At 42.9% G+C, this 11,767-nt stretch carries 11 protein-coding genes; 10 read left to right on the top strand and 1 reads right to left on the bottom strand.

Annotated elements, in window-relative coordinates:
- Positions 1–192: 192 nt before the first annotated feature.
- The 6 genes from AB4Z29_RS09495 to AB4Z29_RS09470 all read left to right on the top strand — a co-directional run bounded on the left by AB4Z29_RS09495 (position 193) and on the right by AB4Z29_RS09470 (position 6,789).
- Positions 193–852 (top strand): alpha/beta hydrolase, encoded by a 660-nt coding sequence (locus AB4Z29_RS09495; RefSeq protein ID WP_441942806.1) that lies wholly within the window; start codon positions 193–195, stop codon positions 850–852.
- A 6-nt stretch (positions 853–858) separates the two neighbouring features.
- Positions 859–1,629 carry a dioxygenase family protein gene (locus AB4Z29_RS09490; protein ID WP_441942805.1) on the top strand — a complete coding sequence of 257 codons (771 nt, stop codon included), beginning with the start codon at positions 859–861 and terminating at the stop codon, positions 1,627–1,629.
- A 23-nt stretch (positions 1,630–1,652) separates the two neighbouring features.
- A complete protein-coding gene (locus AB4Z29_RS09485) occupies positions 1,653–3,011 on the top strand; it encodes a hypothetical protein (protein WP_441942804.1) in 1,359 nt (452 codons plus the stop codon).
- 265 nt (positions 3,012–3,276) lie between these two features.
- Positions 3,277–4,524: a YobA family protein gene (locus tag AB4Z29_RS09480; protein WP_441942803.1), complete on the top strand. Its 1,248-nt coding sequence runs from the start codon at positions 3,277–3,279 to the stop codon at positions 4,522–4,524.
- Positions 4,525–4,856: 332 nt separating this feature from the next.
- Entirely contained in the window at positions 4,857–5,630 is a 774-nt protein-coding gene (locus AB4Z29_RS09475) for an arylamine N-acetyltransferase family protein (RefSeq protein ID WP_441942802.1), read from the top strand.
- Positions 5,631–5,805: 175 nt separating this feature from the next.
- The gene (locus tag AB4Z29_RS09470) at positions 5,806–6,789 is read left to right on the top strand and encodes a glycoside hydrolase family 43 protein (protein WP_441942801.1); all 984 of its coding nucleotides are present in this window, start codon (positions 5,806–5,808) and stop codon (positions 6,787–6,789) included.
- A gap of 168 nt (positions 6,790–6,957) precedes the next feature.
- Here the strand turns inward: AB4Z29_RS09470 and AB4Z29_RS09465 are convergent, their stop codons facing one another.
- Entirely contained in the window at positions 6,958–7,464 is a 507-nt protein-coding gene (locus AB4Z29_RS09465) for an Rrf2 family transcriptional regulator (RefSeq protein ID WP_441942800.1), read from the bottom strand.
- A gap of 223 nt (positions 7,465–7,687) precedes the next feature.
- On the opposite strand from AB4Z29_RS09465, the gene AB4Z29_RS09460 reads away from it, so the two are divergent.
- The 4 genes from AB4Z29_RS09460 (at position 7,688) to AB4Z29_RS09445 (ending at position 11,757) form a co-directional block, all read left to right on the top strand.
- Positions 7,688–8,131 (top strand): carboxymuconolactone decarboxylase family protein, encoded by a 444-nt coding sequence (locus tag AB4Z29_RS09460; protein WP_441942799.1) that lies wholly within the window; start codon positions 7,688–7,690, stop codon positions 8,129–8,131.
- A 140-nt stretch (positions 8,132–8,271) separates the two neighbouring features.
- Positions 8,272–8,991, top strand: coding sequence for a YjjG family noncanonical pyrimidine nucleotidase (locus AB4Z29_RS09455; RefSeq protein WP_441942798.1), 720 nt, complete (start codon positions 8,272–8,274; stop codon positions 8,989–8,991).
- A gap of 170 nt (positions 8,992–9,161) precedes the next feature.
- A complete protein-coding gene (locus tag AB4Z29_RS09450) occupies positions 9,162–10,682 on the top strand; it encodes a spore germination protein (protein WP_441942797.1) in 1,521 nt (506 codons plus the stop codon).
- Positions 10,675–11,757 (top strand): Ger(x)C family spore germination protein, encoded by a 1,083-nt coding sequence (locus tag AB4Z29_RS09445; protein WP_441942796.1) that lies wholly within the window; start codon positions 10,675–10,677, stop codon positions 11,755–11,757. The genes AB4Z29_RS09450 and AB4Z29_RS09445 overlap by 8 nt, the downstream gene beginning before the upstream one ends.
- Positions 11,758–11,767: the final 10 nt, after the last annotated feature.

Genomic DNA, 11,767 nt, shown 5'->3' with positions numbered 1-11,767 from the left:
GCCCTCGTTCAATTATGTTAAGATGGGAGTAGCTCATGTTGGGTTCTCCTGTAATTGATGGTTGTGTGGTAACTTCCATTTTACACGAATCCACTCATGGGCTTCTTTGTTCTTCTAGCTGTCGCACTTCATATTACAATTCGTCATATGAAAAAAACGTACGGCATAGCTTATCAAACAAGGAGAGTTCGTATGATTCCGAAATATCAATATGAGGTTCACATGCCCGCTAACCTCGTACCTGGCAAGACCTATCCAACCGTATTCACCTTGCATGGCAAGGGCTCGAATGAAACAAATATGTTCGGTCTTGTTGCTCCGCTAGCCGAAGATTTCATCATCATTGGCATACGCGGCAATTTGCCGCTTGGCGCTGGATATCAGTATTACGATTTGAAAAGCTTGGGTAATCCGATTCGGGAAATGTTTGATGAAGCGGTCACTGAGCTTGAAGCATTCATTCATTATGCGACAGATATGTATCCGATTGATCCAGCGAAAAGGTATTTGCTCGGTTTTAGTCAAGGCGCTATTCTATCTATGACACTAGCATTAGTAATGGGTGAAAGGTTAAAGGGAATCGTTGCACTAAACGGATACATTCCTGACTTTGTGAAGACGGAGTACCCCATTCGAAGCATGAAAAATGTTGCGGGATTCATTTCACATGGTGAATATGATTCGGTATTTCCGGTACGGATTGGCCATGAAACCGCCGCATATATGAAGGATCAGATGAATCACTTGTTCTTCAAAATATATCCGACCGACCACGGCGTATCGGAAGAGAACCAACTTGATTTTATGAATTGGCTTAAGAAAGATGCACAAATAAACACCAATAAGGAGTGAAGACATATGATGCCTTCCTATTTTTTCGCGCATGGCGCCCCGTCAATCGTGCTTGAGGATAACCGTTATACAGATCTGCTTAAAACGTTTAAGAATCATATGCCAAAGCCAAAAGCGATCGTACTCTTTTCCGCTCACTGGGAAGAGACGGTGCAGACGGTAAGCGCTGCTGAGTCCTATGAAACTATTTATGATTTTGGCGGGTTTCAAGATGAACTTTACAAGATGACCTATCCTGCAAAAAGCGATCGCTCACTAGCTGAACAGATTCAATCATTATTTGCAAAGCAAGGCGTCAAGAGCGTCCTGGATGAAAAAAGAGGTTTGGATCACGGCGCTTGGGCCGTACTTAAGCTGCTTTATCCGGATGCAGATATTCCGGTCATTGCACTATCAGTAAATCGTAATCTGCCTAATGAGGAGCAGTACCGGATCGGAAAAGCATTGGCTGAACTCCGCGAGCAGGATATACTTATCATTGGAAGCGGAGGTACCGTCCATAATTTAAGGAAATTGAACTGGCAATCTGAAGCTAATGAGGATTGGGCAGAGCAGTTCGACAAGTGGCTGCAAAGCAAGCTTGAATCATGGGATACACAAGCATTATTCCAATATCGTGAACGTGCACCATTTGCCCAAGAGGCCGTACCAACGAATGAACATTTTATTCCACTGCTGCTTGCTATGGGGACGGGGGATACCAATCGTAAAGCGACGCTCCTTCACCGCAGCTATCAATACGGCAACCTGAGCTTAAGCTGCTGGCAATTTAATTAAGATGGGAAAAGAGGATGGATCAGATGGCACCCGCAGTTAAAACGGCAATGGAGAGAACGCTTATATTCTCTATTGCTGCGGTATATATTGCTCTGCAATTGACTCAATTCGAGCTGCTGATCTATCTTCTGGGAGGCTTAGTGTTTGTTGCAATCGTTTTGCTGCTGCCGAAGCTTAAGGGAATGACGTTATGGCTAACGCTTTCCTTCATGGTTACTGGAGCCGTGCTTTTATGGCTTCAGAAAGCAGATGCTAGAATATGGTTTGAATCGGCTGGAATAAACGTGACTATCGTTACATTGTTCCTTTTCGCGCCATTATTCGGGATTCCGGTCCGCCTTCCAGCATACGTTGAAGCCTTGAAGAAGTTTTATGAAGTTAACCTGCGAAGCAAGTCCGCTTTATTTCTAGGAACACAGGTTCTTACCCAACTCATGGGTGTGTTTATCAACGTCGGATCGATTCCAGTTGTTTATCAAATGGTCTATGTAAAGCCACAGCCGGGCATGAATCTGCTGCTTGCAAATGCGCTAAACCGCGGTTTTGCTGGAGCGATACTATGGTCCCCGTATTTTGCTGCGATGACTCTTGTGACCTCAGCGCTAGGACTTCCATGGTCATCCGTACTGCCTTATATGCTTGGGTTGGCGATCCTAAGCCTTGTTGTAAGCTGGTTGGTTGATTATCGGGAATTGCTTCATGGTGATCTAGAGGAATCTAGTCAGGATGTGGGAAACAAGGAGAGAGCGGTTTTTCCGTTCGGACTCGGCATTTATTTGATAGCGGCTATTATTGTCATCTTAGCTATGGAGCGTATGATTGATCTGCCAATGGTCTTATTAATCTGTTTGGCCGCACTATCTTATCCGCTGTTGTGGTGCTTTGTTCAGGGTGAAATGACCGTATACAAAGAAGGATTTAAAAATCATGTGACGGTCACTTTACCTGCTTTGCGGAAAGAAATCACGCTGTTTCTAGCCGCTGGCTTCTTCAGCGGGTCAATCGGCGTAACGAGGTTTGGAGAGGTTATTCCGAGCTTGCTGGAGCACATTCCGCTGCTAGTATCGTTCACATTCTCGATTTTTACAGTGGCATTAATTGCGGGTACCTCTTTCATAGGCCTTCATCCAATCGTGCCTGTGACCATACTTGCCGGAAGCATTGATCCTTTGGATGTTCAGATTAGCCCCATCTATTTCGCGGTGCTGCTGCTTGGAAGCTGGGCATTGTCTAATCCTGTATCGCCGGCATCAGCCGTAAACAATTTGCTGGCTGGATTGCTCAAGAAGTCGGTATTCGAGGTGGCAAAGCCGAATTATAAATTTGCGGCCTGTATGGCATTGGGATTATTAGTTTATTTACTGGTTTTGGTGAGGTTTTAGATGGTTATCCTATTTGGACTGCTTGATCAATGAACATGATTGACCGTAACCCAATCGTACTCGACATAAGTTTAGACCACCTTTATAGGTGGTTTTTTTGTATTCGATCCTATTTTAATTTCGGGATGCGCGAACAATAGCTATGACGTATTCCGCAAGCTATCCGGTCACTTGGAAAGCAGTCTATAACACAGGTTAATTCATGCAACAATGTCTCTGTCTTCGTCGTCTAAGTAGAAAACGTTGCTGCGAGGGGAACTTTATAATGAATGCAAAGCATATGATTTTTATTAAATGTTTGTTTGTTATGCTCATGTGTTTGTCCGGATGCGGTTCGAATCCAAAATCAGCTCCTGTCGATTCTGAATCGAGCGTTAGTCCGAAGCCGACACTTGATGCTGTGTCAATGCCTTCTGGCATTGACGAATCGAAGCTGTCAAACGAGGATGCAATTGAAGGATATATCGTAAAAAAAGAGAACAGTAGGATTCTCGTCGTCGGGCGTCACAGCACAGATGATAGTGTAAATGGCGGAATGAATGACTCCTATTCAGCGATATGGTTTTCTGATGTGACTGCTAATGTGGAGATCGGTCAGCAAGTGAAAATATGGATCAAGTATGGCGAATTAATGGATTCTTATCCTCAACAGGGAGAAGCAGAGCACCTAGTCGTCAAGTCTGGTCTGAAGCCTGAAGGAGCAAGGATGAGCGAAGCAGAGGCTATCCTCCAAGCGCTAACTTCTCTAACCGATGGGAGCTGGGAAATCCCGATTATTAAGGACGTCCATTATGATGCTGCTGATTCCATATGGAAAATTTTTATCGGCCAGAACGGCGATAATAGAGGTAGCGAAATTCAGGTGAGCGATGAGAAGGACAGCAAGGAGATTCCTGCGATTAGAAATTGCCCGGACGCCATTATTGATTGGGCAGATGTATTGCAATGGGGTGGCGTCCAATATTCCCGGAATGATGACGCGGATCTTTCAAAGCTTAAGCATGGAAACAAATTAGGCAGCACTGTATATATGATGTCTGACCACGCTTGCTCTGATTATAAGACAAAAGATGGGGATGCGACTTTATTGCCAACAGGTACGGAATTATATGAGGTCGAAGGCTATGATCCCACCTATCGCCTTATTGCTGCAGGTAAGCTTTACGAAGTAAGTGAAAACCCGAAAGCAAAGTTTATTTCCGATTTATATGATATAGAAGGCAGACTGGAAAAAGTGAGCTTTGAAAGCACACAAGATGGATCCTTGTTACATGACTTTTCAGATGTGGCAGCGCAGAGCTTTATCAAGCAATTTCTCGCTTTAGAATATGTTGGTTTCGAAAAAGTGTACAGCAGTGGGGACCAGCTATCGGACAAAAATAAAGTATTCATAAGAATAACACTTAAGGACGGCACACATTTTCGTATCAGCTATTGGCTCGATCAGAATGCTCTCACCCCAGGAGCATTCGGCACGAAGGAATTGCACTCCATTGTCACAGGCCAATTATAAAGCACGCGCCAAAGACGCAGAAGCCATTATTACTGCCAGCGCACTAGTATTAGATTACTAGTAATACCGTTGCGTAAAGTTAATTTAATTCTAGTCCAATTCACGTGAGTACAATAAAGATGCCCGCTGACCGGATGGTTAGCGGGCACTTTAAGTTGTTTATTGGTAACTCTCAGCAGTACGAATCATGTATCCACGTTCTTTTATTTTTGTATAGCAGTAACTTCCATAGAGGTGTTAACATCAAATAGACCTAATTGTTGTTGAATTGGATATGGCTGCGGAATGGGATTGCAGTTAGAGCAAGTAATTTTCCAAAGGACGGTGTTTTTATGGTGACTCATATTCAGCATTCCATACAGAACTATTTGGATCGCATCGGTTTTAAAGGAGCGCTGGATGGCAGCGCAAAGACGCTGGCAGACTTGCAAGAACGACATTTGTACACGGTTCCCTATGAGAATTTGGATATTCTGGCACGCAAGCCTTTATCACTTGATCCACAGGATCTGTACCAGAAAATTGTAGTGAGTCGGCGCGGGGGATACTGTTTCGAGTTAAATGCATTATTCGGATGGCTGCTGCGTGAGCTAGGTTATAAAGTAACGGATTTAGTTTCTAGGTTCTGGCGAGACGAGCAGCAGCTCCCGCCTAAAAGGCGACATCATGTCCTCATCGTAGAAGCTGAAGGCAACGACTACCTGTGCGATGTTGGTGTAGGTGGGATCGTACCGTGCAGACCTCTATCATTAAATGAAGGGGTAGTACAGCAGCAAGGCAAAGACTACTTCCGGCTCGAAAAGGATGACCATTTTGGCTGGGTGCTTTGTGAGCAGAAAAAAAATGGATGGAATCGCATTTACTCCTTCACAGAGGAGCCGCAGCTGCCGAAAGACTATTTATTTGCGAGTTTTTGGTGTGAAAATGCCGCTGATTCTATTTTTAACAAATACCCGATCGTTGCAATGCGTACGCCTGATGGACGACGTACGGTTTCCGACCGTGAGTTCCGCATGTTTACCTCTGCCGGTGTAAGTACTTTCACGCCGAAGACAGACGATGAATTTAAATCAGCTTTGTCCACATATTTTGGAATTGAGCATTGAATGCTTGTTGAATTGAAAATTCCGCTACAACGGTTGGATGTAGAATGGGATAGGAGTGCTAGTCCAAAATCTATAGTTTTTCTGTGTTTAACTATGGAATGATGGGTTGTCTTCGGCTTTGACAAGCACTACACTTTATTTATTCGTTAACTTCTATCGAAAAAGGAGATTTCAAATGAATAATAAACCATCACCTAACAAGTCGCTTGTCACTAATATTTATACGGCGGATCCCTCCGCGCATGTATTCGAGGGTAAAATTTATATTTACCCATCACATGATCTCGACCACGATGGTCCTAACAATGACAATGGTGATCAATATGCGATGGAGGACTATCATGTATTATCCATCGATAATTTCGATTCTCCGGTCGTTGATCATGGTGTAGTCATGCATTTGAAGGATATTCCTTGGGCTTCCAAGCAGCTATGGGCACCAGATGCTGCCTATAAAAACGAAACATACTTCTTATATTACCCTGCCCGCGATCATGACGGTATATTCAGAATTGGCGTAGCGACAAGCGCTTCTCCAGCTGGACCGTTTACTCCGGAGCCTACTTACATGGAGGGCAGCTTCAGCATCGATCCTGCTGTGTTCATGGATGATGACAATCAGGCATTCATATATTTCGGAGGCCTATGGGGAGGTCAGTTGGAAAAGTGGCAGACAGGCATCTTCAAACCAGATGAAACAGGACCAGAGTCGGAAACGCCAGCGCTTGGACCTCGGGTTGCGTTGCTGAGTGACGATATGCTGTCCATCGAGGGCGCTCCTCAGGAAATTTCGATTATCGATGAGAACGGCCATCCGATTACAGCTGGCGACGAGGATCGCCGATACTTTGAAGGACCATGGGTACACAAGCATAACGGCTGGTATTATTTGTCTTATTCAACGGGCACGACGCATAAGCTAGTTTATGCAGTCAGCCAGAATCCACTTGGCCCTTTTACATTTAAAGGAACGATTCTAACTCCGGTTATCGGGTGGACAACCCATCATTCGATTTTGGAATTCGAAGATAAATGGTATCTGTTCTACCACGACAGCTCATTGTCCGAAGGCGTGAATCATAAACGATGTGTGAAATATACGGAGCTGCATTATAACGAGGATGGAACGATAAAGACCATTGACTATAACGACCTATAATTAAACAGGTGGAATGCCAATGTTTCCAATTTCCAATCTGAATTTTAAACGGTTCCTCTGAGCCAAGACCACCCGAATGGGTGGTTTTTTAGTTTCTGATAAAAGAACGGAATGGAGAAGATAACAGGAAACGAATAGTATCATAATATGAAAGCGCAGAATGTGGAGTTAATGATTCTGGTTGCTGTTTGCGAAGAATTCACGGGTTTCTTTGCGTGATTGCGGAGTTAATACGCGATCAAGCTCTTCATTTAACCAAGTAAGTGTTTTGTTACGCAGAAGATTGCGCATGCTAGCCTCTGCATCCAGCATAACTATGTTAATCACACAGGAAGAAGCCTGCGTGCAAGCTGCATATTCTTCATCGCGACAAAGGTAGCTGTTATTTTTAATATTTTTGCATTGAAAAATGGGGGAAGCACCTTCAACAGCTTCAACTACATCCCAAAACGTAATGTCCTCAGGAGGCTTTGCTAATTTATATCCGCCTTTTACACCAGGAATGGAGCTTACGATACCGGCTTTAGATAATTTCCCGAAAATTTTCGAAAGATAGGTTTCCGAAACACCTTGAAAAGCGGAGAGCTCTTTAATCCCAATTGTCGAATCTTTCGGAATATCAATTAAATATACTAAGCAATGCAGGCCATATTCAACGCCAATACTATACTGCATGCACACACCTGCTTTCCGGATAAAAAGATTGCTATTAATCATCTTAGGTGGATTTAAAACCCTTGTCAAATGTGGGTGTTGAGGTATTCAAGCCGAAATGATCCATAATCGGAGTTGACAGACCTACCTTTAAGGTCTATATTGGGGATAACATTAATCGGCGATAAATATTGTCGACGATTATGGTAAAAGTAAAAATAAAGCGATAATGGAGGAAATTACGATGAAATTTCGATTAAACCATACAAGTGCTAACCCAGGTGCTTTGCAAGTGATGATGAAGCTGGAAGGGTTTATTAAGACAAGCGGATTGAATGCAAATCTATATGAACTCATCAAGATTAGAGCTTCCCAAATAAACGGCTGTGCTTACTGTATGGATATGCATACACGGGATTCGCGGAATATGGGCGAGACGGAGCAGCGGATTTATTTGCTTAGCGCATGGCGCGAAGCCCCTATTTACACCGACAAAGAAAGAGCAGTGCTTGAGCTTACGGAAGCTGTAACCCGTATTTCAGAGCAAGGCGTGCCGCAGGAATTGTATGAAAGAGTTCGGGCACATGTAGATGAGGAAGAATTTGTGACAATCATAATGGCAATCAATACCATCAATGCATGGAATCGAATTGCGATCTCGACAGGTATGTTCCCAGAAAAGGAATAAAGCTGCTTTTTTCAATGTCATATGACGTAAATAATCCCCGTGCATCCACGATGCTCGGGGATTGACGTAGTTTATAGCGTTATATTAACGTTAGTATGATGATACGGATGAAAGACGATGAAAACGTTAGGAGAGTTAAGATGAGCTATAACATACTGCTATTCGATTTAGATGATACGTTGTTGGATTTTGGCGCAAATGAAACGGATTCGTTAAACAAACTGTTTCAGCAACAAGGCTATCTGTTATCAGATGAAATATTTCAAGTATATCGTTCCGTCAACAAACAATTATGGGCTGAATATGAAAATGGAAATATCATTTTGAGTGATGTGCTAAACAAAAGATTTTCTGAAACGATGCAAAAGCTTGGAAAAGTCGTAGACGGCATGGAATGGGAAAATGTGTACAGGGAGCTATTGGGCAGTGGAAGCCAGCTTATGATTGAAGGAGCTTTGGAAGTTTGTCAAAGGTTATCGGCATCACACAGGTTATTTGTTGTCACCAATGGCATCACTCGAACGCAGATCAGTCGATTGAAGTCATCAGGCTTGTATAATTTTTTTGAGCAAATTTTCGATTCGCAAAGCATCGGATTCCAAAAGCCATCTCCAAAGTTTTTCGAATATGTTATGAATCATATTAAAGATTTTAACAAACAGGAAGCACTCATTATAGGAGATTCTTTAAATACGGATATCAAAGGCGGCATTCTATCAGGGATTGATACATGTTGGATTAACAGGCATGCACAAGAAAACGCTTCTGAAATTCAAAGTACTTATACGATCACTAACTTGATGGAAATAATGGACATTTGTGTCCCAGGCAATAAAAGGAAATGTGATCCGCTTTCTTGACGTAACGACATTTGATTTTCTCACCCTCCATGCATGTATGAACAATAGCTAGTATGTATGAATGGAATTGAATTGTACTCATGCCCTGCACCTCTGGAAATGTATAGATTTGGGGATCACCGAACATAATGGTGTTAACTCATACTACAGGTGCAGGCAAGGAGTAGACGATGCAGCGGAAAAATGAACCTGCGAAGTATTCAACTAATCAAATGAAAGATGCTCGTAAAACAATAGCCGAGGTTTTTCAATTGGCAAGCAAGTCTAGTGATTTTCATCAATTTTCCCCGGTTGAAGGCGACTTTCCTGTTCGAATTCAAATCAGTTATTTTCAAACGCTAGTGGACAATTTGAAAATAAACCGTTACCTCGTTTTGGAAATCCAAAAAAATATCGAACAAATAATTGGCATTGAGGATATTAAAAATATAATCCCCTTTGAAGAAATAAAAGTGACCCATGATGCAGCAGAAGTGGAGAAAAAACTAATAAAAGGTTATGTGCTCATTCAGCTAAACGAAACGGATGATGCATTCATTCTAGTAAACGTAAATATATCGGAACGTGGCCATCGCCTGAGCAATGATACCGAAAATGAATTTAGCGTCGTCGGACCAAAAGTCGGCTTTGTGGAAAATATTGACCTCAACATTCACCTTCTTAGACAGCAGATGGCGGTGCCTGAGTTAGTATTTGAGGAAGTAACAGTCGGGTCTATGTCCAACACTAAGGTGATGATCGTATATTTGGATGGCATCACGAACGATCAGCATGTACAGACTGCACGGCAGCGACTTCAGGCGATTGACATTGATATTATATATGACAGTTCGTTTCTTGATCAAATCATTTCAGACAACACCAATACGCCATTTCCGTTGTTTCTATCCACTGAGAGAGTGGATCGCGTAATTTATGCAATCTCGTCCGGCCAAGTCGCCGTTTTCTCGGACGGCTCTCCTTATGTCATTACCGGACCGTCCACTTTTTTGGACTTTTTTATATCACCCGAGGATTATTATGTTCCTTGGATCATAGGTTCCTTCTTTCGTATCATTCGGATAATGAGTGTTTTTTTCTCAGTATTCGCTACTCCTCTATATGTTGCCATTTTAACCTATCATTTCGCAGTATTGCCTGAAGCCTTACTTGAACCGTTGATCATGTCTAGGAGCCATGTACCATTCCCTCCAGTAATAGAAGCCATCTTTCTGGAAATCACAATTGAGCTGCTGCGGGAGGCCGGTGCGAGGCTTCCTACGAAAATCGGACAAACTTTGGGCATCGTAGGTGGTATCGTAATCGGACAGGCAACGGTTCACGCAGCGCTGACCAGCAATATTTTGTTAATTATTGTTGCATTAACGGCGTTAGCCTCATTTACAACACCTATCTTCAAAATGGCGAATACGATCAGGCTTTTACGGTTTCCTTTTATCTTGCTGGCTGCTTTGTGGGGAGGACTCGGCATTACCGCTGGGTTTCTTTTGTTAACTGGACATTTATTGCGGCTGAAATCATTAGGGACGCCTTATTTGGTGCCGATATTCCCGTTCCGAGCGGGTAACTTCTCAGACAGTATCATACGCGCATCGTATGCCTATATGACAAGCAGAAGCAAATATTTAAAGCCTAAAGTGCTTACAAGGTATCATACAAAGGAAGACAAGGAGGATATTAACGATGAGTAGCGTTAAGAATCTGATGATTCCTTTTATTGGACTGTGTTTTCTTACGGGATGCGGCAGTGATGGCGTTGTCGACCATATACGCAGCGTAACCGTGCTTGGGATCGACAAGAATGATTCCGGATTTACAGGATCGGCTCTATATTCAGATTATGAGGATAAAGGGAAAATAAAGGTGCTCAACGGTAAAGGGAAGCAAGCAAGGGAAATCTTCAACGAGATGGCCTTCGAATCCGCACAGCCGGTCCGGATGGAGAAGCTGAAAATGCTAGCTTTCAGCAGGGAGGTTGCCGAAGGAGGAATTACTAATTTCCTTAAAACGATCTGTCGGGACCCTGTCATCAGCAACTATGTGATCCTGGCTGTTTTTGACAAACCATTTGCCACTGTATCGGAAAGCCTAGCGGGGAAAGGGAGTCAAAATTATCCTTATCAGTTAATCGAACAAAATATGAAGGAAAAAATGATTCCATATTCAAATCTGTCAACTGTACTGTTTGATTTTTATGGAACGGGACGAGATTTTTCCGTACCCTATCTCAAACTAAACCCCAAAAAGCAGATTGAAATTTCCGGTTACGGGATTTTCAAGGGTGATCGATTAAAGCTTGTCTTGAATCCGAAAGAAATGGTTTATTATAAAATCCTCCAAGGCAAAGCTTTGCGCGGGGATATTCCGTTTGTCATCAAAAAGGGCTCAAACCAGTCACCAGCTATATTCACAATCAATTCCGGCAAGCTGAATAGGAAGGTCATCCAAAATCAAGAAGGAACAACATTGACTTATTCGTTTGTATTGAGCGGAATGGTAAATGAATATCCTGATTGGTTTTCATTAGATGTAGAGGAAAACACGCATTCATTAGTGCAGCAGCTGGAGGCGCAGCTTCAAAGCCATCTCCTTGCCTTGCTGCACAAATTCGTGAAAGAGGAAGTTGATCCGCTCGGAATCGGCGATTTGATGAGGACTCGCCATCGTAGCTGGTCGGAGGACAAGTTCTATGCAAATGAATACAAAAATATCAAATTCGATGTTCATTTCCGTACGAGCCTAAGCAAATCCGGAATCGGGGAGTAATTTCGTCAGG

Origin of the sequence: Paenibacillus sp. 2TAB23 (assembly GCF_052115165.1) — a bacterium.
In the GTDB taxonomy this organism is placed as follows: Bacteria; Bacillota; Bacilli; order Paenibacillales; family Paenibacillaceae; genus Pristimantibacillus.
The sequence above is the reverse complement of the archived record's forward strand: the minus strand, read 5'-3'. Positions and strand labels throughout refer to the sequence as shown.